General features: G+C 59.2%; 20 protein-coding genes. 14 read left to right on the forward strand and 6 right to left on the reverse strand.

Going from position 1 to position 25,641, the window contains the following annotated elements:
• Positions 1-58: 58 nt before the first annotated feature.
• Positions 59-1,834: a glyoxylate carboligase gene (gcl, locus tag KRR23_RS12115; protein ID WP_216742678.1), complete on the reverse strand. Its 1,776-nt coding sequence runs from the start codon at positions 1,832-1,834 to the stop codon at positions 59-61.
• A 268-nt stretch (positions 1,835-2,102) separates the two neighbouring features.
• Here gcl and KRR23_RS12120 point away from each other — a divergent pair, with 268 nt between their 5' ends.
• Complete coding sequence (locus KRR23_RS12120; RefSeq protein WP_216742679.1) at positions 2,103-2,543, forward strand: heme-binding protein; 441 nt, start codon at positions 2,103-2,105, stop codon at positions 2,541-2,543.
• A gap of 227 nt (positions 2,544-2,770) precedes the next feature.
• Positions 2,771-3,229: a transposase gene (locus KRR23_RS12125; protein WP_216742680.1), complete on the forward strand. Its 459-nt coding sequence runs from the start codon at positions 2,771-2,773 to the stop codon at positions 3,227-3,229.
• 111 nt (positions 3,230-3,340) lie between these two features.
• Here the strand turns inward: KRR23_RS12125 and KRR23_RS12130 are convergent, their stop codons facing one another.
• The gene (locus KRR23_RS12130) at positions 3,341-3,949 is read right to left on the reverse strand and encodes a TetR/AcrR family transcriptional regulator (protein ID WP_103319032.1); all 609 of its coding nucleotides are present in this window, start codon (positions 3,947-3,949) and stop codon (positions 3,341-3,343) included.
• 261 nt (positions 3,950-4,210) lie between these two features.
• Between KRR23_RS12130 and KRR23_RS12135 the strand changes: the two genes are divergently transcribed.
• From KRR23_RS12135 to KRR23_RS12160, 6 genes are all read left to right on the forward strand, one after another.
• Complete coding sequence (locus KRR23_RS12135) at positions 4,211-5,338, forward strand: efflux RND transporter periplasmic adaptor subunit (RefSeq protein ID WP_216742681.1); 1,128 nt, start codon at positions 4,211-4,213, stop codon at positions 5,336-5,338.
• A gap of 13 nt (positions 5,339-5,351) precedes the next feature.
• Positions 5,352-8,417, forward strand: a complete 3,066-nt coding sequence (locus KRR23_RS12140; RefSeq protein ID WP_216742682.1) for an efflux RND transporter permease subunit — start codon at positions 5,352-5,354, stop codon at positions 8,415-8,417.
• 5 nt (positions 8,418-8,422) lie between these two features.
• A complete protein-coding gene (locus KRR23_RS12145) occupies positions 8,423-11,539 on the forward strand; it encodes an efflux RND transporter permease subunit (RefSeq protein ID WP_216742683.1) in 3,117 nt (1,038 codons plus the stop codon).
• A gap of 128 nt (positions 11,540-11,667) precedes the next feature.
• Positions 11,668-13,092: an efflux transporter outer membrane subunit gene (locus KRR23_RS12150; protein ID WP_216742705.1), complete on the forward strand. Its 1,425-nt coding sequence runs from the start codon at positions 11,668-11,670 to the stop codon at positions 13,090-13,092.
• A gap of 70 nt (positions 13,093-13,162) precedes the next feature.
• Positions 13,163-14,077: a DUF808 domain-containing protein gene (locus KRR23_RS12155; protein WP_216742684.1), complete on the forward strand. Its 915-nt coding sequence runs from the start codon at positions 13,163-13,165 to the stop codon at positions 14,075-14,077.
• Positions 14,078-14,314: 237 nt separating this feature from the next.
• The gene (locus KRR23_RS12160; RefSeq protein ID WP_216742685.1) at positions 14,315-15,190 is read left to right on the forward strand and encodes a YncE family protein; all 876 of its coding nucleotides are present in this window, start codon (positions 14,315-14,317) and stop codon (positions 15,188-15,190) included.
• Between the two features lie 60 nt (positions 15,191-15,250).
• Here the strand turns inward: KRR23_RS12160 and KRR23_RS12165 are convergent, their stop codons facing one another.
• Positions 15,251-16,042, reverse strand: a complete 792-nt coding sequence (locus tag KRR23_RS12165) for a VacJ family lipoprotein (protein WP_216742686.1) — start codon at positions 16,040-16,042, stop codon at positions 15,251-15,253.
• Complete coding sequence (locus KRR23_RS12170) at positions 16,035-17,333, reverse strand: serine/threonine protein kinase (RefSeq protein ID WP_216742687.1); 1,299 nt, start codon at positions 17,331-17,333, stop codon at positions 16,035-16,037. The genes KRR23_RS12165 and KRR23_RS12170 overlap by 8 nt, the downstream gene beginning before the upstream one ends.
• 223 nt (positions 17,334-17,556) lie before the next feature.
• Between KRR23_RS12170 and KRR23_RS12175 the strand changes: the two genes are divergently transcribed.
• Positions 17,557-17,928, forward strand: a complete 372-nt coding sequence (locus KRR23_RS12175) for a hypothetical protein (protein ID WP_216742688.1) — start codon at positions 17,557-17,559, stop codon at positions 17,926-17,928.
• A gap of 140 nt (positions 17,929-18,068) precedes the next feature.
• On the opposite strand, the gene KRR23_RS12180 is transcribed toward KRR23_RS12175, so the two are convergent.
• Positions 18,069-19,664, reverse strand: coding sequence for a beta (1-6) glucans synthase (locus tag KRR23_RS12180; protein WP_216742689.1), 1,596 nt, complete (start codon positions 19,662-19,664; stop codon positions 18,069-18,071).
• A 288-nt stretch (positions 19,665-19,952) separates the two neighbouring features.
• On the opposite strand from KRR23_RS12180, the gene KRR23_RS12185 reads away from it, so the two are divergent.
• The 3 genes from KRR23_RS12185 (at position 19,953) to KRR23_RS12195 (ending at position 23,054) form a co-directional block, all read left to right on the forward strand.
• Positions 19,953-20,804 carry a glycine betaine ABC transporter substrate-binding protein gene (locus KRR23_RS12185; RefSeq protein WP_216742690.1) on the forward strand — a complete coding sequence of 284 codons (852 nt, stop codon included), beginning with the start codon at positions 19,953-19,955 and terminating at the stop codon, positions 20,802-20,804.
• 283 nt (positions 20,805-21,087) lie between these two features.
• Positions 21,088-21,399: a DUF485 domain-containing protein gene (locus KRR23_RS12190; RefSeq protein ID WP_216742691.1), complete on the forward strand. Its 312-nt coding sequence runs from the start codon at positions 21,088-21,090 to the stop codon at positions 21,397-21,399.
• Positions 21,396-23,054 carry a cation acetate symporter gene (locus KRR23_RS12195; RefSeq protein WP_216742692.1) on the forward strand — a complete coding sequence of 553 codons (1,659 nt, stop codon included), beginning with the start codon at positions 21,396-21,398 and terminating at the stop codon, positions 23,052-23,054. Before KRR23_RS12190 ends, KRR23_RS12195 begins: the two co-directional genes overlap by 4 nt.
• A 194-nt stretch (positions 23,055-23,248) precedes the next feature.
• Here KRR23_RS12195 and gltA read toward each other — a convergent pair whose 3' ends face one another.
• Positions 23,249-24,538 (reverse strand): citrate synthase, encoded by a 1,290-nt coding sequence (gene gltA / locus KRR23_RS12200; RefSeq protein WP_019692325.1) that lies wholly within the window; start codon positions 24,536-24,538, stop codon positions 23,249-23,251.
• 363 nt (positions 24,539-24,901) lie between these two features.
• Here gltA and sdhC point away from each other — a divergent pair, with 363 nt between their 5' ends.
• Positions 24,902-25,276 carry a succinate dehydrogenase, cytochrome b556 subunit gene (gene sdhC, locus KRR23_RS12205; protein ID WP_216742693.1) on the forward strand — a complete coding sequence of 125 codons (375 nt, stop codon included), beginning with the start codon at positions 24,902-24,904 and terminating at the stop codon, positions 25,274-25,276.
• Entirely contained in the window at positions 25,270-25,638 is a 369-nt protein-coding gene (sdhD, locus tag KRR23_RS12210) for a succinate dehydrogenase, hydrophobic membrane anchor protein (RefSeq protein WP_019692323.1), read from the forward strand. Before sdhC ends, sdhD begins: the two co-directional genes overlap by 7 nt.
• Positions 25,639-25,641: the final 3 nt, after the last annotated feature.

Genomic DNA, 25,641 nt, shown 5'->3' on the forward strand with positions numbered 1-25,641 from the left:
GCAGTTGGGACGCGGAGCGTCCCGGGCTGCATTCCCACGCAGAGCGTGGGAACGATCATCAGTCGAGCAACGAAATCGCCGTCGGTGCGTCGGCGCCGACCAGCGCCAGGTCCTCGAATTCGTTGACGGCGTTGATCTCGGTGCCCATGGAAATGTTGGTCACGCGCTCCAGGATGATCTCGACGATCACCGGAACCTTGAACTCCTCGATCAGCTCCTCGGCCTTGCGCAGGGCAGGGGCGATGCCCGCCGGCTCAAATACGCGCAACGCCTTGCAACCCAGGCCTTCGGCAACCGCTACGTGGTCAACCCCGTAACCGTTGAGTTCCGGTGCGTTGAGGTTGTCGAAGGACAGCTGCACGCAGTAATCCATGTCGAAACCGCGCTGCGCCTGACGGATCAGACCCAGGTACGAGTTGTTCACCACAACGTGGATGTACGGCAGTTTGAACTGCGCGCCCACCGCCAGTTCTTCGATCATGAACTGGAAGTCGTAGTCGCCCGAGAGTGCCACGACCTTGCGGCTCGGATCAGCCTTGACCACGCCCAGCGCTGCCGGAATGGTCCAGCCCAGAGGGCCGGCCTGACCGCAGTTGATCCAGTGACGCGGTTTGTAGACGTGCAGGAACTGCGCGCCGGCAATCTGCGACAGACCGATGGTGCTGACGTAGCAGGTGTCTTTGCCGAACACCTGGTTCATCTCTTCATACACGCGCTGCGGTTTGACCGGCACGTTGTCGAAGTGAGTCTTGCGGTGCAGGCTGGCCTTGCGATGCTGGCAGTCTTGCAACCAGGCGCTGCGATCCTTCAGTTTGCCGGCGGCTTTCCACTCGCGGGCCACTTCGATAAACATTTTCAGCGCCAGGCCGGCGTCGGAAACGATGCCCTGGTCCGGGGTGAATACGCGGCCGATCTGGGTCGGCTCAATGTCGACGTGAATGAATTTGCGGCCTTCGGTGTACACCTCGACCGAACCGGTATGACGGTTGGCCCAACGGTTACCCACGCCCAGCACCACGTCGGATTTGAGCATCGTCGCGTTGCCGTAGCGGTGCGAAGTCTGCAGGCCAACCATGCCGACCATCAGCGGGTGATCGTCCGGGATCGTGCCCCAACCCATCAGGGTCGGGATAACCGGAATACCGGTCAGCTCGGCGAATTCCACCAACAGGTCGCTGGCATCGGCGTTGATGATGCCGCCGCCGGCTACCAGCAATGGACGTTCAGCCTGATCGAGCATGGCCAGGGCTTTCTCGACCTGCTTGCGGGTTGCCGCGGGCTTGGCCAATGGCAGTGGTTCGTAGGCGTCGATGTCGAATTCGATTTCGGCCATCTGCACGTCGAACGGCAGGTCGATCAGTACCGGGCCAGGACGGCCGGAGCGCATTTCATAGAAGGCTTTCTGGAACGCGTAAGGCACTTGGCCCGGTTCCAGAACGGTGGTCGCCCATTTGGTCACCGGTTTGACGATGCTGGTGATATCGACGGCCTGGAAGTCTTCCTTGTGCATACGGGCACGGGGTGCTTGACCGGTGATGCAAAGAATCGGGATCGAGTCGGCCGAGGCGCTGTAGAGCCCGGTGACCATGTCGGTACCGGCAGGGCCGGAGGTGCCGATGCACACGCCGATGTTGCCAGCCTTGGTGCGGGTGTAACCCTCGGCCATGTGCGAGGCGCCTTCAACGTGGCGAGCGAGGACGTGATCGATGCCGCCGACCTTTTGCAGGGCGGAGTACAGCGGGTTGATTGCAGCGCCCGGAATGCCAAAAGCGGTATCAACCCCTTCACGGCGCATCACCAGAACGGCGGCTTCGATTGCTCTCATTTTGCTCATGGTTTTGTGCCTCTTTACGTTTTGTAATTGTATACAAGTGGCTTTGCGCAGAGTGTATTCACGGCGGACGGCGCAGGTCAATCCATTTTCTCAAGCGGCTGTTTCATTCGTCGGAGGGCCATAAACACTGTGGCGTTTCGTCGCATGAGCTGCTTTTCGAGAATTATTGTATACAAAAAAATAATTCATTGTGTTCTATTTGTCGCATCGGGTTTCTCAACAAACAGAAGCCCAATGGCTTTCCCATAACAAGATAAGGACGGCACCCATGAGCGCTTTAACCTTGAAAGTCGCAGTCAGCCTGACCAATCGGGCTATCGTTGCAGGGCGCAAGATCGCCGCGGCACCGCTGACCATTGCAGTACTCGATGCGGGCGGGCATTTGTTGAGCCTGCAACGCGAAGACGGCGCGAGCCTGCTTCGTCCACAAATCGCCATCGGCAAAGCCTGGGGCGCGATCGCGCTGGGCAAGGGCTCGCGGCTATTGGCACTGGACGCGCAACAGCGCCCGGCGTTTATCGCCGCGTTGAACAGCCTGGGGCAGGGCAGCGTGGTACCCGCGCCGGGCGGGGTGCTGATTCGTGATCAGGACGGGGTTGTGCTGGGGGCCATCGGCATCAGCGGCGACACCTCGGACATCGACGAGCAATGCGCGATCAGCGCCATCGAAGAGCAGGGGTTGCAGGCGGATGCGGGTGTGACGGCTTGATCTTCAGCGCCTGAACCATCGCCTTCGCGAGCAAGCGAACGTCGCCCGGCCCTTCCCACATTGGACCGTCGGTGGACACAAAATGTGTGAACACCACAGATCAAGTGTGGGAGCGGGCTTGCTCGCGAAAGCAATCTTTCAGACACATCCAGCTAAAAGTCTGCCCCATCCTCAAGCATTCACGGGTCTAGCCTTCCTTATGACTTGATCATGGAGGGGGCAAGGGAATGCCAGAACTGTCTGCCTCACATCGCTTGCGCATCGGCCGCTATGCAGAGCAAAACCGGATCTATCTGCTGACGGCAAATACACTTAACCGTGAGCCTGTTTTCAGGGATTACACCTTAGGCAGGATGGTCGTACACCAGTTCAAGCAAGCACAGGAACAAGGTTTTTCCGATTCCTTGGCCTGGGTAGTCATGCCTGATCATTTTCACTGGTTGATTCAATTGCACCGAGGATCGTTGGGGCAATTGATGTGTCAGACGAAATCCTTGAGCACTCGCTCAATCAATTCAGCGACTGGAAAATCGGGCAGTCTTTGGCAGCAGAGCTTTCATGATCACGCGCTGCGGCATGAGGAAAGCCTGGTGAAAGTCGCTCGGTATGTTGTCGCCAACCCATTGCGGGCGGGACTGGTCAAGCGGCTGGGCGATTATCCATTGTGGGATGCGATATGGATTTGATCCGAAACCGAGTTGCCCCCTTCGCGAGCAAGCCCGCTCCCACAGGGAATTACCTTAACGACCGAGATCCAATGTGGGAGCGGGCTTGCTCGCGAATGGGCTCGCTGCGGTCTACCTGTCCGGCTCGCAGCCCTTGAGCACCAACCGAATGATGGTTTGCGCCGCGGCTTCGTAGTCGCTTTCATCCAGCTTGGCCTTGCCGGTGACGGCGGAGATCTGCCAGTCGAAGTCGGCGTAGGTCTGGGTCGCGGCCCAGATGCTGAACATCAGGTGGTTGGGCTCGATCGGGGCGATCTGGCCTCGATCGATCCAGGTCTGGATGCAGTCGATGTTGTGCTTGGCCTGGGCGTTGAGCTGTTCGACCAGGTCGGCGCTCAAGTGCGGTGCTCCGTGCATGATCTCGCTGGCAAACACCTTGGACGCGAACGGCAGGTCGCGGGAGATGCGAATCTTCGAGCGAATGTAGCCGCTGAGCACTTCGCTGGGCACACCGTCGGCGTTGAACGGCGTCGAGGCCTGGAGAATCGGCTCGATGATGCTTTCAAGGACCTCGCGGTAGAGATTTTCCTTGGATTTGAAGTAGTAGTAGACGTTGGGCTTGGGCAACCCCGCCTTGGCCGCGATGTCACTGGTTTTGGTCGCAGCGAAGCCCTTGTCGGCAAACTCTTCACTGGCGGCACGCAGGATCAGTTCTTTATTGCGCTCGCGGATAGTGCTCATAAACCAGGTGATTCCTTGCCGATACTGGCGGTTGCGCATGGTAGCACCGGCCTCGCGCAGCGCTCAAGAATGCCGCCTGCTGCGCCTCATCGTTTGCGCCTGTCTCAGGGCTGAACAAACGGCTGGATGGGCGAATGAATGGCAGGCGCACTGCTAGAGTTCAAAGGAGCGATCAGGCCTTTTGGCCATTTCTTGTGTAAACGGCCCGGCATTCACTTCGCATCGTTGCGTTTGGTGTTCAGCCCGTTTGAGTGAGAAACCGTGGAGAAGAGCAGGCGAGGCAAATTTGCTCTGGTGATCGGGGCAGTGCTGCTGGTGTTGTTGACCGCCGCCCTGTGGTTTTACCGCGAGAGCGGACAACGCAAAGGCAAGCCGCCAACACCTGCCGAGCCGGTGGCAGTTGCGGCGGTGACCTTGCAGGATGTGCCGGTGTATATCGACGCCCTGGGGACGGTCACGCCCACTCGCAGTGTGACCGTGATAACGCAGGTCAACGGCATTCTTGCCTCGGTCGAATTCGAGGAAGGCCAGCAGGTGCGCAAGGGCCAGGTCATCGCGCGGATCGACGATCGGGCGCTGAAGGCACAACTGGCGGTGGCCAGAGGCACGCTGGCTCACGATCAAGCGGTGTTGAGTAATGCCCAGCGTGATCTGACGCGTTTTCGCGAATTGATCAAAATCGGTTCCACCAGCCAGCAAACCCTCGACACCCAGGCGTCCCTGGTGCAGCAGCAACAAGGCACGGTCGCCGCCGATCAAGGCAGTGTGCAGAACCTCGAAGTCCAGTTGAGTTACTGCACCATTACCTCGCCGGTCGATGGCGTGGTGGGTTTGCGGCTGGTCGATCCGGGCAACTATGTGACCACAGCCACTACCACGGGTATTGCGCTGATTACCCAAATGCGCCCGGCGACGGTGGTGTTCGCGGTGCCCGAGGATGATTTGGCGGCGATCCATCAGGCGATGGCCAAAGGGCCGGTGACGGTGCTTGCCTACGACCGCAACAAGCACGGCCTGCTGGGCACCGGCAGCCTGCTGGCACTGGATAACCAGGTGGACACCAGCACTGGCACGATCAAGGTCAAGGCGCAGTTCGACGATTCCGGCAATGCGTTGTTCCCCAATCAGTTCGTCAACGCCCGGCTCAAGGTCGACACGCTGAGCCAGGTACCGGTGACACCGACCACGGCGATTCAACATGGCAGCAAAGGTGACTTCGTATTCGTGGTCAATGGCGACAAGGCCAGCCTGCGCAACATCAAGGCAGGTCCTTCGATGGGTGACGTCACGGCGATACTCGATCACGGCGTCAAACCCGGCGAACAGGTGATCACCGAGGGCGCGGACAAGCTCGATGATGGCTCGCCCGTGAAGGTCGTCGCCCAATGAACAGCCGCCAGCCATGAACGTCTCGCGGCCCTTTATCGAGCGGCCGGTCGCCACCACGCTGTTGATGGTGGCGGTGTTGCTGCTGGGGATGCTGGGTTATCACTTGCTGTCGGTGTCGGCGCTGCCCGAGGTCGATTACCCGACTATTCAGGTGTTTACCCAATACACCGGCGCCAGTCCGCAGGTGGTCAGCTCGTCGATCACCGCGCCACTGGAGCGTCAGCTCGGCGAGATGCCGGGGCTTAAATCGATGAACTCCACCAGCTCCGACGGCGCCTCGGTGATTACCCTGCAATTTGATCTGGCGTTGTCGCTGGATATCGCCGAACAAGAGGTGCAAGCCGCCATCAACGCTGCCGGGACTTTCCTGCCGACGAACCTGCCGTACCCGCCGGTGTACAGCAAGGTCAACCCGGCAGACGCCCCGGTGCTGACTCTGTCGCTGACCTCCGACGTGTTGCCCCTGACCAGGATCGAAGACCTTGCCGACACTCGACTGGCGCAAAAAATCTCGCAGATCACCGGTGTTGGTCTGGTCACCATCAGCGGCGGTCAACGCCCGGCGGTGCGGGTTCAGGCCAATACCTCGGCGTTGAACAACCTGGGCCTGTCATTGGAGGAACTGCGCACGGCGCTGGGCAATGCCAATGTCAATCAGGCCAAAGGCAACATCGACGGCAAGTTCCAGGCGTACTCGATTGGCGGCAACGATCAGTTGCAGTCGGCCGATGACTATAACGAGCTGGTGATCGCTTATAAAAACGCTGCGCCGATTCGTCTGGCGCAGATCGCCAGTTCCATTCAGGGACCGGAAAATCCGCGTCAGGCGGCCTGGACCGACAGCACGCCCTCGATTCTGCTGAATATCAAGCGCCAGCCCGGGGCCAACGTGATCGACGTGGTGGACCGGGTCCAGCGACTGTTGCCGACGCTGCGCGCCAGTCTGCCGGGTACGTTGAAAGTCGCCGTGCTCACCGACCGCACTCAGACCATCCGCGCCTCGGTCACCGACGTGCAGTACGAATTGTCGGTCGCGGTGGTGCTGGTGGTGTTGGTAATTTTCCTGTTCCTGCGCAAAATCCCGGCGACCGTAATCCCCGCCGTCACGGTGCCGCTGACCCTGATTGGCACGCTGGCGGTAGCCTACGCATTGGGCTTCTCGCTGAACAACCTGACGCTGATGGCGCTGACCATTGCCATCGGTTTTGTGGTCGATGACGCCATCGTGATGATCGAAAACATCACGCGCTACATCGAGGCCGGAGAGCCGCCCTTGCAAGCCGCGCTCAAGGGCTCGGCGCAGATCGGCTTCACCATCATTTCGCTGTCGGTGGCGCTGATTGCGGTGATGATCCCGCTGCTGTTCATGGGCGATGTGGTGGGCCGGTTGTTTCGCGAGTTCGCCATGACCGTGGCGGTGACCATCATTATTTCGGCGCTGATCTCGCTGACCCTGACACCGATGATGTGCGCGCGGATGCTCAAGCCCCGGCAGCAGGAGCGACGGGTCGACTTTTTCGACCGGGTCAACGGTCACTATTTACGGGGGCTGGATTGGGTGTTGGCGCATCAGCTGCTGACCCTTATCTCGGTGATATGCACCGCGTTGCTGACCTTGCTGCTGATCGTACTCATGCCCAAGGGTTTTTTTCCCGAACAGGATACCGGGCTGATTCAGGGCATCTCCCAGGCGTCGCCAACCATCTCGTTCCAGCAGATGCAGGTCGAGCAGCAGCGACTGGCTCTGAGGATTCTGCGAGATCCGGCAGTCGAGAGCCTGTCGTCTTTTGTCGGCATCGATCAGACCAACCCGACGATCAACCAGGGTAATTTGCTGATCAACCTCAAACCCCATGGAATGCGCGACAGCAGCGCGATGGTGATCCGCAGGCTGGCGGATGCGAACAGCGATGACGCCGGCATTCGTCTGTACCTGCACGCAGTGCAGGATTTGACCCTGGATGCCACGGTGTCGACCACCAGCTATCGCCTCGGCCTGCAAGCCACCGAGCCGGAGGTGCTGGCGCTGTGGACCGGCAAACTGCTGACGGCGCTCAAGCACGACCCGATGTTCACCGACGTGCAAAGCCAGGCGCTGCAGTTCGGCAATCAGATCCAGCTGACCTTCGACCGTGCCACCGCTTCGCGCCTGGGCATTACGCCGCAAGCCATCGACGATGTGCTGTACGACGCCTTCGGCCAGCGTCAGGTGTCGACCCTCTACACCCAGCTCAATCAATATCATGTGGTGCTGGCCACCGATCATCCGCCGCACAATCTGGCTGATCTGCTCACCGGCCTTTACGTGAACATTCCGGGCGGCGGGGTGGCGCCGCTGTCGAGCATGGCCAGTATGCAAGTGGTGCGCACGCCGATCACCATCAACCGACTCGGGCAGTTTCCCTACGCTGACGTGTCATTCAATCTCGCACCTGGCCAGTCCCTCGGCGCAGCGGTGAACCGGCTCAAGGACGTGGAGTCGCAACTCGGTTTGCCGTTGACCGTGCAAGCGTCGCTGGAAGGCGCGGCGGCGACCTTCGAGGCGTCTTTATCCAATCAGGTATTTCTGGTGATCGCGGCGATTGTCGTGGTGTACCTGATGCTGGGGGTTCTCTACGAAAGCTTCGTGCACCCGGTGACGATCCTCTCGACCCTGCTGTCGGCAGCGTTGGGCGCATTGCTGGCGTTGCTGATCACCGGCACGCAGTTCGACATCATTGGTTTGATCGGCATTGTGCTGCTGATCGGCATCGTCATGAAGAACGGCATCATGATGGTCGACTTCGCGCTGGAGCTGCAGCGCAAGGGCGGTTTGAGCCCGCAGGCGGCGATCCGCCAGGCAGCCGAACTGCGTTTTCGGCCGATTTTGATGACCAGCATGGCCTCGCTGTTCGGTGCGGTGCCGTTGGCGCTGGGCACCGGGATTGGCTCCGAGCTGCGGCATCCGCTGGGGATTGCGATTATCGGCGGTCTGCTGCTCAGCCAATTGCTGACGCTGTTCTCCACGCCGGTGATTTTCCTCGCCATGCATAAGCTGGAACGCCGTTTTAGTGGGCGACGTCCGGTCGTTGAAGGCTGACGGCGATGAACCTCAGCGCGCCGTTCATCCAGCGCCCGATTGCCACCACTCTGCTGGCGGCGGGGCTGGCGCTGGCCGGCATCCTGGCGTTTCTGTTGCTGCCGGTGGCGCCCTTGCCCGAGGTGGACTTTCCGACCATCAGCGTCCGTGCATCGCTGCCCGGAGCGGACCCGAGCACCGTCGCCAGCTCGGTGGCAACGCCGCTGGAGCGCCAGTTCGGACAGATCGCCGGCGTCACCCAGATGACCTCGTCCAGTACCTTGGGCGCGACCCGGATCAACCTGCAATTCGATTTGAATCGCGACATCAACGGCGCCGCGCGGGACGTGCAGGCGGCGATCAATGCGGCGCGAACCAACCTGCCGAGTGACCTGGCGGGCAACCCGACCTACCGCAAGGTCAACCCCGCCGATTCGCCGATTCTGGTCATCAGCCTGACCTCAGACACTGCCACACCGGGGCAAATGTACGATGTCGCCTCGACCCTGCTTCAACAACGCCTGCTGCAAACCAAAGGCGTCGGCGACGTGATTGTGGGTGGCGGCGCCTTGCCGGCGGTGCGCATTGAGCTGAACCCGGACCGGCTCAACCACTACGGCGTCAGCCTGGAGCAGGTGCGGGCGGTGATCGCATCTTCCAACGCCAACCTGCCCAAGGGTTCGGTGGCCGTCGGGGCGCAATCGCAGGGCATTGCGGCGAACGACATGCTTTACAAGAAGGATGATTACGCGCCGCTGGTGGTCAGGCAACACAACGGTGATGTGGTGCGTATCTCCGACCTTGGCTATGTGCGCGAAGACGTCGAGGACTTGCGCAATTTCGGTCTGTCCAACGGCAAGTCGGCGGTGCTGCTGGTGGTGTTCAAGCAGCCGGGGGCGAACGTCATCAGTGCCGTGGATGCGGTGAAAGCCGAACTGCCGTTCCTGCAAAGTTCGATTCCGGCGAGCATCAAACTCAATATCCTGATGGACCGCACCACCACCATTCGTGCGTCGCTGCATGATGTCGAGTTGTCGCTGATCGCCTCGATTGTGCTGGTGACGCTGGTGACGTTCGGCTTCTTTCGCGATTGGCGCAGCACCCTGGTGCCGGCCATTGCGGTGCCGTTGTCGCTGTTGGGCACCTTCGGCGCGATGTATTTCCTCGGCTACAGCCTGAACAACCTGTCGCTGATGGCGCTGACCATTTCCACCGGGTTCGTGGTGGACGATGCGATCGTGGTGGTCGAGAACATCATGCGTCACCTGGAAAAAGGCGAGAGCCGTCTGCATGCAGCCTTGGTGGGCGCGCAGGAAGTCGGCTTCACCGTGCTGAGCATCAGCGTATCGCTGGTGGCGGTGTTCATTCCATTGTTGTTGATGGGCGGGATTGTCGGCCGGCTGTTTCGCGAGTTCTCGATCACCTTGTCGGTGGCGATCATGATTTCCATGCTGATCTCGCTGACGGTCACGCCGATGCTGTCCAGCCTATTGCTGCGCACTCAGGAGCAGGCGACGAACGACAGCGATCAACCCGACTCGCGATTTCACCGGTTTTACGACCGTACTCTCGGCTGGGTCATCGAGCACTCGGTGCTGATGGGCCTGCTCACACTGGTGGTGATTGCCTTCGCCGGGGTGTTGTATGTGTGGGTGCCCAAGGGCTTTTTTCCACAGGAAGACACCGGGCGTTTGTCCGGCAGCATCGTCGCGCCACAAAGCGTTTCCTACGCGTCGATGCAACGCAGTTTCAGGGAGATCAACCAGAAGGTCCTGGGCAATCCGAACGTGCTGACGGTGGGCGGTTTTGTCGGCGGAGGTGGGGGCGGTGGCGGGGCGATCAACACGGCGCAGTTGTTCATAGCCCTCAAGCCGCTGGCCGAGCGCCGGGACGGCGCCGATCAGGTGATCGCGCAAGTCCGCCGCACCCTCGGCGAGATGCCGGGTACGCGCCTGTATTTGCAGTCGTCCCAGGACATCACCGTCGGTGGTCGCCAGAGTGGCGCGCAGTACCAGTACACGATGACCGCCGATGATCAGAGCACGCTGGATGAATGGGTGCCCAAGGTGCTGGCGGTATTGCATGCATTGCCGCAACTGACCGACCTCAACACCGATCAGCAGGACAACAGCCTGCTGGCCAACGTGAAGATCAACCGCGATGTGGCGGCACGGCTCGGGGTCAGTATTTCGGCGATCGACCAGACACTGTACGACGCCTTTGGCCAGCGCCAGGTCTCGACCATTTATCGCGCGGCCAATCAGTACCACATCGTGATGGAGGTAGCGCCGCCGTACTGGACTGACCCGGCAACGCTCGGCTCGATCTATGTGCCGGTTGGCACGCTCGCGGTGAGCAGGGGCCGCAGCGTTGTGCCGAACCTGAGTGCCAACGCCAACCCGCAGTTGGTGCCGTTGTCGGCGCTGGCCGATTACTCGGTGGATCGCACGGCCATTTCCATCAGTCACCAGGGCACGTTCCCGGCGGTGACGGCCTCGTTCAACCTGGCGTCCGGTGTGTCCATCGGCCAGGCCACGGCATTGGTCGACAATGCCGTGGCACAGCTGCGAATGCCCGCCAGCGTGGTCGGGCAATTCGCCGGGACGGCGCAGGTGTTCCAGTCGTCGGTGGCCAGCGAGCCGCTGCTGATTTGCGCAGCGTTGTTGTCGGTGTACATCGTGCTGGGCATCCTCTACGAAAACCTGACCCACCCGTTGACCATCCTGTCGACCTTGCCATCGGCCGGCGTGGGAGCGCTAATTGCCTTGTTGTTGACCGGCACCGAGTTGTCGATCATTGCCTTGGTGGGGGTGATTTTGCTGATCGGCATCGTCAAGAAGAACGCGATCATCATGATCGACTTTGCGATCACCGAGCGCCGGGAGCAGGGGCTGAGCGCCAAGGAGGCGATTCGCCGGGCGTGCCTGATCCGCTTCCGGCCGATCATGATGACCACGCTGGCCGCGATCCTCGGTGCGTTGCCGCTGGTACTCGGCAGTGGCTACGGCTCGGAGCTGCGTCGGCCGCTGGGCATTTCGATTATTGGCGGGCTGGTGTTCAGCCAGATGCTGACGCTTTACACCACCCCGGTGATCTATCTCTGGCTCGATCGGGCGTCCCGGCGCCTGGGGAGACGTGAATGAGCAGTGAACGCAAATCCCTTGTAGCAGCTGGCGAAGCCTGCGTTCGGGGACGAAGTCGCCGTCAGCCTTTTGGCGACCGCTGCGCGATCGAACGCAGGCTTCGCCAGCTGCTACAGATCAGTGGCGTCATGCTTTGGGTGGTACTTGGCGGTTGCATGGTCGGCCCTGATTATCAAAAACCGGCCATCGAATTGCCGATGAGCTTCAAGGAGGGTGCGCAATGGCAGCGTGCGGCGGCCAATCCGCAGGGCGCGCTGGACAGCCAGTGGTGGCTTTCATACCAGGACCCGATCCTCAATGACCTGATTGCGCGCTCAGCCAAGGCCAATCAATCGATCATCGCCGCCGAAGCGGCCTATCGCCTGGCACAGGCTCAGGTGGCGTCGAGCCGCGCCGGGTTGTGGCCGACGGTGGGTGTCGGGTTGTCCGGATCGCGGGGTGTTGGCGCAGGCGGCAGTAGCAGCTCTGGCACCAGTACCTCGTCTGGCGGCAGTGCTGGCGGTGTCGTGCAAACGGTTAGCGCCACGTTGAGCGCCAGCTGGGAACCGGATCTGTGGGGTCTGGTGCGGCGCGGCATCGAGTCGAGTCAGGCGTCGGCCCAGGCTTCCGACGCGCTGCTGGCAGGCGTGCGCCTGTCCATCAGCGCCAGTGTCGCCAGTAACTACCTGGGCTTGCGCCAGCTGGACATCGACGTCGGTTTGTTGCAACAGCAGCAGGCGATCAATCAGCAGTTGCTGACGATGATTCAGATTCAGACCGTGCAAGGCACCGCGACCAACGATCAATTGCTCGTCGCCCAGGATCAGCTGACCAGCGTGGTCGCGGCCTTGCAAACTGCACAGCGCTCGCGTGAGCAGTTCGAGCATGCGCTGGCGGTGCTGGTGGGCGTGGCGCCTGCGCAATTCAATCTGCCGTCGACGGCAAACTATCGCTTCGTGGTGCCCATGCCGCCGCTGAGCCTGCCGTCGAGTCTGTTGCAGCGCCGTCCCGATGTGGTGTCCGCCGAGCGTGCGGCAGCGGCGGCGAATGCGAAGATCGGCGTGGCCGAGGCGGCGTTTTTCCCGACGCTGAATCTGACCGGTCAGGTCGGTTATCGCGGTACGGCGCTGGGTGGCTTGTTCAGCGTGCCGAACCGGGTCTGGACCCTTGGCCCGGCGTTGGCCGAAACCCTTTTCGAGGGCGGTGCCCGGGAAGCCGCGGTGCAGCAGGCGCAGGCCAGTTACGATCAGGATGTGGCGAACTATCGCGGCACGGTACTCAGTGCATTGCAAAACGTTGAAGACAACCTCTCGGCGATCAATCACCTGCACACCCAGGCCCAGGCCTTCGAGCAGATCTACCAGCGCAACCGGCAATTGTTCGGCAGCCAGGAGGCGCAAAAGCGCGCGGGCACCGTCAGTCAGCAAACGGTGCTGACTCAGCAATTGGTCCTGCTGCAAGCCGAGCAGAACCTGCGCGATACCCAAGGTTTGCTGAGTCAGGGCAGCGTCGCGTTGTTCCAGAGCCTGGGTGGAGGCTGGCAAGGGCAATCGGCTGCTCAAACCGAACGTTGAGGTGTCTCGCTTCCCTCGCACCGGGCACGTTATGCTCCGCGCACTTTATTTGCGTAGGGAAGCTTTACCCATGGCTGGAAGCAGTTTGCTGGTGTTGATCGACGATATCGCCGCTGTACTCGATGACGTCGCGCTGATGACCAAGATGGCCGCGAAGAAGACCGCCGGCGTGCTCGGTGACGACTTGGCGCTCAACGCCCAGCAGGTATCCGGTGTCCGCGCCGAGCGGGAAATTCCGGTGGTCTGGGCCGTGGCCAAGGGCTCGTTTCGCAACAAGCTGATCCTGGTGCCGTCGGCGCTGGCCATCAGTGCATTCGTTCCTTGGCTGGTGACGCCCTTGTTGATGGTCGGTGGCGCCTACTTGTGTTTAGAAGGCTTTGAAAAGCTTGCCCACTCGTTTTTGCACAGCAAGACTGAAGATCAGGCGGAACACGCGCAGTTGGTTGAAGCCGTCGCTGATCCGGCGACAGATCTGGTGGCATACGAGCAGGACAAGATCAAAGGCGCGGTGCGCACCGACTTCATTCTTTCGGCTGAAATCATCGCCATCACCCTCGGCACCGTCGCCGGTGCAACACTGATGCAGCAAGTGATTGTGGTTTCAGGCATCGCTATCGTCATGACCATCGGCGTCTATGGCCTGGTGGCGGGTATCGTCAAGCTCGACGACCTTGGCCTGTGGCTGACCCGCAAGCCTGGGCAAATGGCCAAAAGCATCGGTGGCGCGATCCTGCGCGCCGCGCCGTACATGATGAAAAGCCTCTCGGTGATCGGTACGGCGGCGATGTTTTTGGTCGGCGGCGGGATCCTGACCCACGGTGTGCCGGTGGTGCATCACTGGATTGAAGGCGTCGGTGCAGGTGCCGGTGGTGCCGGGTTTATCGTGCCGACCTTGCTGAATGCGGTGGCGGGTATTGTGGCGGGTGCGGTGGTGTTGGCAGCAGTGATGGTTGTCAGCAAGTTCTGGAAAGCGCTGAAAGGCTGAAACCGAACATTGTCCAAAATGTGGGACAGGCATGAAAAAAGGCCATTCGATTCGAGTCGAATGGCCTTTTTTTTGCCGATAAGTTACTCGGGTGATCTCCAGTTTTCACGGTTGGTATTCTTGTTTTTACCGTTTGTCGTGACTGGTATTTATGACAGTAGGCAATGCTCAGTAATAAAGGTCTGATTGACACGCGTGCGACGTGCAATCCGGACTTTTAGATAATGGAGTGTTTTTATGGTGTCTAGTTACTTTGAGGGGACGATTGAGCTCCCTGGAGCGCAGGAGTTCGCCATCAGTCCAGATGGCCGCGTTATTGTGGTATGTGTTCCTAGCTCAGGGGAAGTGGTAATAGTAAATGCCGCTGATGGTCTCGTTGCTAAGAGGTTGAGTGTGCAGGGGCGAGCGCGCAGTGTTATTTTTAGTTCAGACAAGTCGAGAGCCTATATTGATTTTGTAGACCGGAATATCATCCTGGAACTGTCTGCTTCTGATTGGAGTAAAGTGAGGGATATACCGCTGAGCGTATACCAAATGCTAGCGAGTAAGAACCCTTTTAGTGCGTATGCAATGTCCGGGCTTGATTTTCAGGAGTTTGATTTGGGTGATAATCCTCAAGTTAAAAAAACGCTCGCTCTCTATTTTCGCCCAAATAGACGTGCGCTCAGCAGGGAAGGCAATCATGCCGGTGTAAGCGACGGTAGTTTTATTAATGTTATAGATCTGCTTGGGTGGAGTAAAGTAAGCGTTAACGCCTTTCGTGGTGGGGATGTATTGGCACTCAATTCAGGAGGCTCTCATCTCTATGTGAGTAGTGCTCCAAATGACTGGGTTCAGGTGCATGATCTCATAAATAAAAAAGTTATTGCTGAGCTTGACGGGAGGGCCACTGCTGCCGCCTTGACGCCGAATAACTCACATGCGTTTATAGTTGCGGCGATCGGTGCCAAAATGACAGTAGTTGACATAGAAAATAACCATGAGGTGGTCGATGATATTACTGTTGGTGGGGCGCCGAATTCGGTGGCGGTGAATGCGAATGGGTCACACGTTTACCTTACTAATGGTAGTGTATTAAAGGTGTTGAGAACTAATCGATGGTCGACGAAATAAATGCACTGAATAAAAGGCCATTCGATCTTCTCGAATGGCCTTTTATTGTTACCGCTGAAATTACTCGGCGATCTGCAACTTGCGCGCTTCGGTGTACACGTAACGCACTTTCTCGTACTCGAACGGCGAGTTCAGCTGGCCGTAGCGGAAGTTGGTCTGATAGCGCTTGTCGATGCTGCGCAGGACCCAGATTTCCGGGTGGTTTGCGCTGACTTTCGAGACGTTCAGGTAGTTGATGGCCGACTCCGCCGTATAGTCGACCGCAAGGCCTGCGGTATCGCGCAGGTTCGAGGGGCCGAGGATTGGCAGTACGAAGTAAGCGCCGCCCGGAACCCCGTAGAAGCCCAGCGTCTGGCCGAAGTCTTCGACCTGGCGCGGCAGGCCCATGGCGGTGGCCGGGTCCCACAGGCCGCCGATGCCGAGGGTCGTGTTGAGCAGCAATCGCCCGGTGATGTCCAGCGAACGCTGGCCCTTGAACTGCAGCAGGCTGTTCACCAGATTGGGCACATCACCCAGGTTGTTGAAGAAGTTGCTGACGCCAGTGCGCAGGAAGCTTGGGGTGATATAGCGATAACCGTCGACCACCGGCAGGAACACCCATTGGTCGAAGCGGTAGTTGAAGTGGTAGACCCGACGGTTCCACGACTCCAGCGGGTCATAGACACTCAGCGCATTCAGGGTCGAGCGTTCGAACTCACGCTGGTCCAGCCCCGGGTTGAACTTGAGTTTGGTCATCGGCTCGGTGAAGCCATCCTGATCAACCACAGTCGTGGAGTTGGCCTTGCTGTTGTCGGCATGGGCATAGCCGACTGCGCCAAGCAGTGCAGCAAGCAGAAGGAGGTGTTTAGCCACGGAAGAACTCCAGCATGGCGTCGGCGTTGACGCGGTAGTTGAGGTTGCCGCAATGGCCGCCGTGAGGGTAAACCGTCAGGCGATCGCCGAAGGTTTTACGCAAGAAACCGAGGTCGCCCGGGCCGAGGATCACATCGTCGGCATTGTGCATCACGGCAATTTTCGGGCTGTCGTGCAGGTAGTCCTTGAGTGCGTAGAGGCTGACCTGGTCAATCAGCTGCAAGATGCTGCCGCCGTCGGTCCTGGCGCGCCACATCGGGATCACCTGCTCGGTGAGGTAGCAGTTGAAATCACATTGCAGTGCACGCTTGAGGAATGGCGTGAGGCTGGTGCCTTCGGTGATCGGAAACTTGGGCGGGGTGATCAGGCCGCGTCGGTTGATCAGGTCCGAGGTGAAGGTGATGTCGGCGGCCGAAAAGCGGAACGAGGTGCCGATCAGCATGGCCATCTGTTCGTTGGTCAGGTGCTGTTTCGATTGCTGGAAGTCGTAGACCAGCGCGTCGTTGAGGTCGATGTAGCCTTTTTGCTGGAAGTAGCGCGTCAGCTTGTTGAGCATCAGTTCATAGAACGTGGTGCTGTTGTTGATGCCCTTGACCTCGGTTTGCACCAGTTTGTCGAGGTTGGTGACAGAGGTGTAGAGGTTGACTGGAGGATTGAGCAGCAAGACTTTCTTGAAGTTGAAGCTGCGTCGGGTTTCATCCAGCTTGCTGACAAACGCCGCATCCAGTCCACCCAGGCTGTAGCCGGTGAGGTAGTAGTCGGTGATCGGCAGCTTCGGGTTTTGTGCACGCACCGCTTGCATCACGCGGTACATGTCCTCGGCGTCTTCCTTTGACACGCCCGGGGTGGCAAAGCGGGAAGCGGCGCTCATGAAGTCGAAACTGGTCGGTGAGGACAGTTGCACGACGTGATAACCGGCCTTGTAGTAGAGCTTTTTCAGGTATTCGTTAATGCTGCTGTCGAAGCGTGCGCCGGTGCCGGCAATCAGGAAAATCAGCGGTGCGGCGTGATCCTGTGTGGCCATGCGATAGGTGAGCTTTTTCACTGGCCAGAAATTGTCCGGCAGGTCGAACTCGCGTTCCGGGCGCAGCTTCAGGGTGTAATCCGATTGATGAATCGCGTCATCGGACGGCAACTCGGGACGCAACTCCGGCGGGGTCGTGGCGATGGTCGCCTCGAACGGGTTGGTCAAGGGGTAGCCATAACTGACGGCGTCGATGTCTGCCGCCAGTACGGACGCACTCAAAATAACGCCGCCTATCAAGGCAGCAAAGCGCAAGGAACGGAGCATGACTAATTCCCTTAGAGGAAGGTACCTGATGAGGTTCGCAGGCTATGACCACCGGTGTTGCGCCAAAGTGCCATGCGGCGGCACCAAAGAGGCTGAATTCGGATCAATAGCGGCTGAACGATACACTTTGCAGCGGTTGGCTGAACAGATTTCTGATGGTCTCGCTTGCTTACGGCTGGCGGGCGATTAAGCTGGGCGCCGTTTTCGTTTATCGGAGTGCTTCATGTCTCGCCGTCTGCCCGTCATTATTTTGCTTATCGCCTTGCCGCTGTGGCTGGCCGCCAGTTATGGCCTGCGTTATGTCCTGATGGAGGATGCCCAGTGGGTTGGTCTCTGCGTTGATGAGGCAAGCCGTTGGGAATGCCAGGCGCGCTCGACCCTCGGCTTGATGATTCACTTCAAGGTGATGGGCGGGGCTGCATTGGCGGCAGCGGTGCTGGGCTTTGTGGTGCAGGGCCGGGCTGGCTGGTGGCTGGCAGTGTTGGCGCTGGTGTTCGGATTTCCGGCATTGGCGCTGTACAACACCGGCATTGCGGTATTTGCCGTGGTGATTGCCGGGTTGCGGTTGGTCCGGGCACGTGGCGAGGCGGCTTGACGGAACGCCGCACCGCCCCGTTCGGCTGCGAAGCAGCCGTAAAAAACTCGTGGTGAATCGGCTGGACTCGGGACTACTCCGTAGTCCAGCGGGGGCAAGCCCCCTCGCCACAAAAGACCGCCGATAATCAATGCTGTTTATCAGGTATTGCGAACCCGCAAGCTGCGCCACAGCGCGGCAATCATCAGCAGGCAAACCAGCGCCCAGCCCCAGGCTTGCTGGTTGAACAGGCCTTCGCGGTACAGCTGCGGGGCAATGCTGGCGCCGATGATGAAGGTCAGCAGCGCGATTTCCCGGCGCGGAGCACTGACCGGGCGAATCAGATAGACCAGCGCTGGCAGCAGCAGGGCGGCGCTTGGGAAGCTGCGATAGCGCGGTTCGAACACCAGCCCCAGCATCATCACCGCGCAAGCGAATCCTGCGGCAGCGAGCAGCCAGCCAGCGCGACGTTCCAGTGCATTGAAGGCGCGTTCACGCCAACCGGTTCTGGCGCTGAGGAACAACGCCGCATGGGCCAGCACCAAAAAGTTCAGGCCGGTCAGTAACGCAGCCCAGATCCACTCATCGGCAAAGCGGCTGGTAGCGCGAGCCAGCTCACCCCAGGTGCCAATGGAGCATGCAGCGACCGCACCGAGCAGTGGCAGCATCAACGCTGCGCGAGTACTGCGTACGCGGCCGCCAAGCATCAGCGTACCGAGGAAGATCAGACCGCCGACAGCCAGCCATTGCGGCCAGAACGGCAGGTTGGTGACGGGGCCGGCCAGTACGCCTTTGTCCTGGCGGTTTGCGTCGAACAGCCCCCAGTAACCGCCGACCGCACCTTCACTGGCGCGTTTCCACGGTTGGTCAAAGGCTTCGATCAGGTTGTAGTGCCAGCCTTGTTGCTCGGCCATCGCCACAAAACCACGAATGAACTTGGCTTCGTTGACGCGGCTCGGTACTGCGGTTTCCCGCTGGCGACCTTCACTCGGCCAGCCGGTTTCGCCAATCAGCACGTCCTTGGGCGCGAAGCGGCTGCCGAAGATCTGCCGAACCTCGGCAACGTGCTGCAGGGCGGCGTCGATGTTGGACGGATCATCTTCCCAGTACGGCAGCAAATGGATGGTCAGGAAGTCCACCGCCGGGGCGACTTCGGGATGCTTGAGCCAGAACTCCCAGACGTCGGCGTAGGTCACTGGCTGTTTGACGTGGCTCTTGACGTGGTTGATCAGCTTGGCCAATTGCGCGCCGGTGACTTCCTTGCGCAGCAGGGTTTCGTTGCCGACGATCACCGCACTGACCACGTCCGGGTTGGCGTTGGCCTCGGCGATCAGCAGTTCGACTTCCTTGGCAGTGTCCACCGGGTTGCTGTTGACCCAGGCGCCGATCATCAGCTTCAGGCCACGCTTGCGCGCCAGGTCCGGCAGCGCTTCGAGACCGGTCATCGAATAGGTGCGAATGCACTCGAAGCGGGTTGCCAGCAACGCGAGGTCGGCGTCCATGCGTTCAGGGCGCAGTTTGAACGGCTGATCGAACGGCGATTGGTCCTTGTCGAACGGTGTGTACGAGGCACACTGCAATTTGTGCGTGGCGCTGGCCACGTCCGGCAGCAGCACCGGTTGACCGAGCCCGTACCAGTAACCACCAAGGGCAAACAGGCCAAGCAGGCAGGCAAATAGATAAGCGAAGAAGGGGAAGCGCGAGGTGGCGGGCATGGTCAGGCCGTCTGGGAACAAAGCCGCGCATCTTACCTGCATTTGTCCCGTGCCTGGTGACCTGCATGGTTTTGACATGCAAAGTTCAGGCGGGATTCGCAGGGGCATTTTTGCAGGGCGCGATTACTGGCGTTCTGATGTCGTTTCTCGATGCCTTGAGGTCGCAGCCAGAGCAGGTCGTCTTGGGCGCGAGGTTGATTATCGGGGCATCAGTACTCCGCTGATGTTCGAACGAGTTTGCGGTGAGGCGTGATGGGGGCGCTGTGCACCATAACAATACGTTGACGTTGCTCGGCATCCGTCGAGCGCAGCACTTTCGGGGAAGTAACGATGAAGATGCGACGACTCTTGGGCGCAGGTGCGGCTTTGGTGCTGGCGATCAGTTCTACTGTGGCCAGCGCCGAAGGCAAGGCAGTGACGATCGGTTATGTCGATGGCTGGTCGGACAGCGTCGCCACAACCAACGTGGCTGCGGAAGTGATCAAGCAAAAGCTCGGCTACGACGTGAAACTGCAAGCCGTGGCCACCGGGATCATGTGGCAGGGTGTAGCCACCGGTAAACTCGATGCAATGCTGTCGGCCTGGCTGCCAGTGACCCATGGCGAATACTGGGCGAAGAACAAGGATCAGGTCGTCGATTACGGCCCGAACTTCAAGGATGCGAAAATCGGTCTGATCGTGCCGGAGTACGTCAAGGCCAAGACCATTGAGGATCTTAAAACCGACGAGAGCTTCAAAGGTCGTATCGTCGGCATTGACGCCGGTTCAGGCGTGATGCTCAAGACCGATCAGGCGATCAAGGACTACGGTCTGAGCAACTACACCCTCAAGGCCAGTTCCGGTGCCGGCATGATTGCCGAACTGACCCGTGCCGAGAAGAAAAACGAATCCATCGCGGTCACCGGTTGGGTACCGCACTGGATGTTCGCCAAGTGGAAACTGCGCTTCCTGGAAGACCCAAAAGGCGTTTATGGCGCAGCTGAAACCGTAAACAGCATCGGTAGCAAAGAACTGGCAACCAAAGCGCCGGAAGTTGCGAAGTTCCTGAAGAACTTCCAGTGGGCGTCGAAAGACGAAATCGGCGAAGTCATGCTGGCCATCCAGGATGGTGCCAAACCTGAAGTGGCAGCCAAGGACTGGGTGACCAAACACCCGGCGCGCGTCGCCGAGTGGACCAAGTAATTTGATCTGACGCGTCTAGTCAGTACTTTCCAGGGCCACCTGATATCACTGTAGGAGCCGAGCTTGCTCGCGATGCGGTCTTAAGGACGTCATCGCCGGCAAGCCGTGCTCCTACAGTGATGTAGGTGGCTTTTGTGTTTTTGTTAGGGAGGGGCGCTTTTTATCGACTGAAAATTGGCGAAATGGTCATGTCGTTCTAATACTAAGGTCGTCTGGAACCTGTTCCGTAGCCGCATAGAGTGGATACGTTCCAACTAAAATCTGTGCTGCGAGGATAAAAACAATGAACGACAGCATTTACCTCTCGATTCAAAACAGCCCGCGCTTCAAGGAGCTGGTTCGTAAAAGGGAAAGGTTCGCCTGGATTCTCTCGGCGATCATGCTTGGGTTGTACTCCGGATTCATTCTTCTGATTGCTTACGGGCCGCATGTGCTGGGGGCGAAGATCAGCCCCGGGTCATCGATTACCTGGGGCATCCCGATTGGTGTAGGGCTGATTGTTTCGGCCTTCATCCTGACCGCCATCTACGTACGACGCGCCAATGGCGAATTCGACGACCTGAACAATGCGATTCTCAAGGAGGCTCAGCAATGATCCGGCGTCTATTGGCAGCTTTAGGCATTGCAGCCTTCGCACCGGCCGTTTGGGCGGCCGAAGCGCTTACCGGCGAAGTGCATAAACAACCGCTCAACGTGTCGGCGATCCTGATGTTCGTGGTGTTCGTCGGCGCAACGCTGTGCATCACTTACTGGGCCTCCAAGCGCAACAAGTCGGCGGCTGACTACTACGCGGCGGGTGGCAGGATCACCGGTTTGCAGAACGGTCTGGCGATTGCCGGTGACTACATGTCGGCGGCGTCCTTCCTGGGGATCTCCGCGCTGGTGTTCGCGTCGGGCTACGATGGTCTGATCTACTCGATCGGCTTCCTGGTGGGCTGGCCGATCATTCTGTTTTTGATCGCCGAGCGTCTGCGTAACCTGGGTAAGTACACCTTTGCCGACGTGGCGTCCTACCGCCTTGGGCAAACCCAGATTCGCACCTTGTCCGCCTGCGGTTCGCTGGTGGTGGTGGCGTTCTATCTGATCGCGCAAATGGTCGGTGCCGGTAAGCTGATCCAGCTGCTGTTTGGCCTGGACTACCATGTTGCGGTGATTCTGGTGGGGATCCTGATGTGCCTCTATGTGTTGTTCGGCGGCATGCTGGCGACCACTTGGGTGCAGATCATCAAGGCTGTGCTGTTGTTGTCCGGTGCGTCGTTCATGGCGCTGATGGTGATGAAGCACGTCCACTTCGACTTCAATACGCTGTTCTCCGAGGCGATCAAGGTTCACCCCAAAGGTGAAGCGATCATGAGCCCGGGCGGTCTGGTGAAAGACCCGATCTCGGCATTCTCCCTTGGCCTGGCATTGATGTTCGGTACCGCTGGCCTGCCGCATATCCTGATGCGCTTCTTCACCGTGAGTGACGCTAAAGAAGCGCGCAAAAGCGTGCTGTATGCCACCGGCTTCATTGGCTACTTTTACATCCTGACGTTCATCATCGGCTTCGGCGCGATCCTGCTGGTCAGCACCAACCCGGCCTTCAAGGACGCTACTGGGGCGCTGTTGGGCGGCAACAACATGGCGGCGGTGCACCTGGCCAATGCAGTGGGCGGCAGTATCTTCCTCGGCTTCATCTCGGCGGTGGCCTTCGCCACCATTCTGGCGGTGGTTGCCGGTCTGACCCTGGCCGGGGCCACGGCGGTGTCTCACGACCTGTACGCCAGTGTGATCAAGAAGGGTAAGGCTAACGAGAAGGATGAAATCCGGGTTTCGAAGATCACCACCATCGCCTTGGGCGTGTTGGCGATTGTTCTGGGTATCCTGTTCGAAAGCCAGAACATCGCGTTCATGGTGGGCCTGGCATTCTCGATCGCTGCCAGCTGCAACTTCCCGGTACTGCTGCTTTCCATGTACTGGAAGAAGCTGACGACTCGCGGGGCGATGGTTGGCGGCTGGATGGGGCTGATCAGCGCGGTGGGCTTGATGGTGTTGGGCCCGACCATTTGGGTGCAGATCATGGGGCACGAGAAGGCGATCTTCCCGTATGAGTACCCGGCGCTGTTCTCGATGGCCATTGCCTTTGTCGGCATCTGGTTCTTCTCCATCACCGACAAGTCCGCGGCAGCTGACAATGAGCGGGCGCTGTTCTTCCCGCAGTTCGTCCGTTCGCAGACCGGATTGGGGGCGAGCGGGGCGGTGTCGCACTAACGTATAGAGTTGTATAAGCGTCTATATATAAGCAGCGTTAAACAGAAATGCCCCGGTCGAGAGATCGGGGCATTTTTGTTTGTCTTTACCCGTAGGGGCGGGGAGGGACAGGGGTAAACAAAAACGGCCTCTGCTCTTGTATCAGAGGCAGAGGCCGTTTCCGGTGCAGCTAAGACGTTATCGCAAGACAGGTCTTACTTGCGGTCTTCAAGCCGGGTAATGTCACGCGACTCGTAGCCGGTGTACAGCTGGCGCGGGCGGCCAATCTTGTACGGGCTGGAGAGCATTTCTTTCCAGTGGGAGATCCAGCCGACGGTCCGCGCAAGGGCGAAGATTACGGTGAACATGCTGGTTGGAATGCCGATCGCCTTGAGGATGATCCCCGAGTAGAAGTCGACGTTCGGGTACAGCGAGCGTTCGATGAAGTACGGGTCGGTCAGGGCGATCTCTTCCAGGCGCATGGCCAGTTCGAGTTGCGGATCGTTCTGGATACCCAATTCCTTGAGCACTTCGTCGCAGGTCTTTTTCATGACGGTAGCGCGTGGGTCGCGGTTTTTGTAAACCCGGTGACCGAAGCCCATCAGTTTGAACGGATCGTTCTTGTCCTTGGCCTTGGCGATGAACTTGTCGATGTTCGAGACATCGCCAATTTCGTCGAGCATGGTCAGCACGGCTTCGTTGGCGCCGCCGTGAGCCGGGCCCCAGAGTGCAGCGATACCGGCAGCGATACAGGCGAACGGGTTGGCACCCGACGAGCCGGCCAGGCGTACGGTGGAGGTCGATGCGTTCTGCTCGTGGTCGGCGTGGAGGATGAAGATCCGGTCCATGGCCTTGGCGAGTACCGGGCTGATCGGTTTGATCTCGCACGGCGTGTTGAACATCATGTGCAGGAAGTTTTCCGCGTACGACAGGTCGTTGCGCGGGTACATCATGGGTTGACCCATGGAGTACTTGTAAACCATCGCTGCGAGGGTTGGCATCTTGGCAACCAGGCGGATCGCGGAGATTTCACGATGCTGCGGGTTATTGATGTCCAGGGAGTCGTGGTAGAAGGCCGAAAGGGCGCCAACTACACCGCACATGACGGCCATCGGGTGGGCGTCGCGGCGGAAGCCGTTGAAGAAGGTCTTCAGTTGCTCATGAACCATGGTGTGGTTCTTGACGGTGCTGACGAACTGGGCCTTCTGTTCTGCAGTCGGCAATTCGCCGTTGAGCAGCAGATAGCAGGTTTCCAGATAGTCCGACTTCTCGGCGAGTTGCTCGATCGGGTAGCCGCGGTGCAACAGAATTCCGTTGTCGCCGTCGATATAGGTAATCTTCGACTCGCAAGAGGCGGTCGACATGAAACCCGGGTCAAAAGTGAAGCGGCCCGTGGCCGTCAGGCCCCGAACGTCGATTACATCGGGACCAACGGTGCCGGTTAAAATGGGCAGCTCGACGGGGGCTGCGCCCTCGATGATCAACTGCGCTTTTTTGTCAGCCATGTGGCCTCCTATTTATGCTTGAAATCATCAGACAGACCCCCCACGCAGGGCCCGCACCACTATAGTGAGATAAATTCGAATGTCAATTTGCCTAAAGTCTTGCTCCAGAAGGCTTTAACCGGACTTTTTCCTCGAAATTACCTGCCGTTTACGCCTTTTATCCCGCTTGCGCAATGAGCTATTAGGGGAAGGTGAACGCGTTGTCATTAGTAGCCTAACTGTCTATACTCGGCCACCGACCGCCAGGGGCTTTTGGGCCTGCTTTATTGGGGGTCGCATCCCTGGGTGGTGGTTACCTGACCAGTGCACTCCCCAACAACTTTGCCCTGATTGTTAGGGGCTCTTCAGTGTGAAAAAAAAGCCGTGAAAAGCCAACGACCTGTAAACCTAGACCTAAGGACCATCAAACTCCCCATCACCGGCGTTACGTCGTTTCTTCACCGTGTTTCCGGCATCATCCTCTTCCTGGGCCTTGGCTTCATGCTGTATGCATTGAGCAAATCCCTGGGTTCCGAGGAAGGTTTTGCCGAGGTGAAGGCATGCTTGACCAGTCCGCTGGCCAAGTTCGTAGCATGGGGCCTGCTGTCCGCCTTGCTGTATCACATGGTGGCCGGTGTACGCCATCTGATCATGGACATGGGCATCGGTGAGACGCTGGAAGGCGGCAAGCTGGGCTCGAAAATTATCATCGCCGTTTCCGTGGTGTTGATCGTTCTGGCGGGAGTTTGGATATGGTAACCAGCGTTACGAACCTATCGCGTTCGGGCCTCTATGACTGGATGGCGCAGCGTGTGTCTGCGGTCGTTCTCGCGGCTTATTTCATTTTCCTGATCGGATACCTTGTTGCGCACCCTGGCCTTGGCTACGCCCAATGGCACTTGCTGTTCGCAAACAACTGGATGCGCATCTTCAGTCTACTGGCCCTGGTTGCCCTTGGCGCTCACGCCTGGGTCGGCATGTGGACCATCGCGACCGACTACCTGACGCCAATGGCGCTGGGCAAGTCCGCGACTGCAGTACGTTTCCTTTTCCAGGCAGTATGCGGCGTTGCGATGTTCGCTTACTTCGTCTGGGGTGTGCAGATTCTCTGGGGTATCTGATTC

The sequence above is a fragment of the Pseudomonas sp. CVAP#3 genome, assembly GCF_018986375.1.
Taxonomy (GTDB): Bacteria; Pseudomonadota; Gammaproteobacteria; order Pseudomonadales; family Pseudomonadaceae; genus Aquipseudomonas; species Aquipseudomonas helvetica.

Excerpts from the sequence above, each read along its gene's own strand:
- gcl (WP_216742678.1), bottom strand. The coding sequence starts at position 1,834 with ATGAGCAAAATGAGAGCAATCGAAGCCGCCGTTCTGGTGATGCGCCGT.
- KRR23_RS12120 (WP_216742679.1), top strand. The coding sequence starts at position 2,103 with ATGAGCGCTTTAACCTTGAAAGTCGCAGTCAGCCTGACCAATCGGGCT.
- KRR23_RS12125 (WP_216742680.1), top strand. The coding sequence starts at position 2,771 with ATGCCAGAACTGTCTGCCTCACATCGCTTGCGCATCGGCCGCTATGCA.
- KRR23_RS12130 (WP_103319032.1), bottom strand. The coding sequence starts at position 3,949 with ATGAGCACTATCCGCGAGCGCAATAAAGAACTGATCCTGCGTGCCGCC.
- KRR23_RS12140 (WP_216742682.1), top strand. The coding sequence starts at position 5,352 with ATGAACGTCTCGCGGCCCTTTATCGAGCGGCCGGTCGCCACCACGCTG.
- KRR23_RS12145 (WP_216742683.1), top strand. The coding sequence starts at position 8,423 with ATGAACCTCAGCGCGCCGTTCATCCAGCGCCCGATTGCCACCACTCTG.
- KRR23_RS12150 (WP_216742705.1), top strand. The coding sequence starts at position 11,668 with ATGCTTTGGGTGGTACTTGGCGGTTGCATGGTCGGCCCTGATTATCAA.
- KRR23_RS12155 (WP_216742684.1), top strand. The coding sequence starts at position 13,163 with ATGGCTGGAAGCAGTTTGCTGGTGTTGATCGACGATATCGCCGCTGTA.
- KRR23_RS12160 (WP_216742685.1), top strand. The coding sequence starts at position 14,315 with ATGGTGTCTAGTTACTTTGAGGGGACGATTGAGCTCCCTGGAGCGCAG.
- KRR23_RS12170 (WP_216742687.1), bottom strand. The coding sequence starts at position 17,333 with ATGCTCCGTTCCTTGCGCTTTGCTGCCTTGATAGGCGGCGTTATTTTG.
- KRR23_RS12175 (WP_216742688.1), top strand. The coding sequence starts at position 17,557 with ATGTCTCGCCGTCTGCCCGTCATTATTTTGCTTATCGCCTTGCCGCTG.
- KRR23_RS12180 (WP_216742689.1), bottom strand. The coding sequence starts at position 19,664 with ATGCAGGTAAGATGCGCGGCTTTGTTCCCAGACGGCCTGACCATGCCC.
- KRR23_RS12185 (WP_216742690.1), top strand. The coding sequence starts at position 19,953 with ATGAAGATGCGACGACTCTTGGGCGCAGGTGCGGCTTTGGTGCTGGCG.
- KRR23_RS12190 (WP_216742691.1), top strand. The coding sequence starts at position 21,088 with ATGAACGACAGCATTTACCTCTCGATTCAAAACAGCCCGCGCTTCAAG.
- KRR23_RS12195 (WP_216742692.1), top strand. The coding sequence starts at position 21,396 with ATGATCCGGCGTCTATTGGCAGCTTTAGGCATTGCAGCCTTCGCACCG.
- gltA (WP_019692325.1), bottom strand. The coding sequence starts at position 24,538 with ATGGCTGACAAAAAAGCGCAGTTGATCATCGAGGGCGCAGCCCCCGTC.
- sdhD (WP_019692323.1), top strand. The coding sequence starts at position 25,270 with ATGGTAACCAGCGTTACGAACCTATCGCGTTCGGGCCTCTATGACTGG.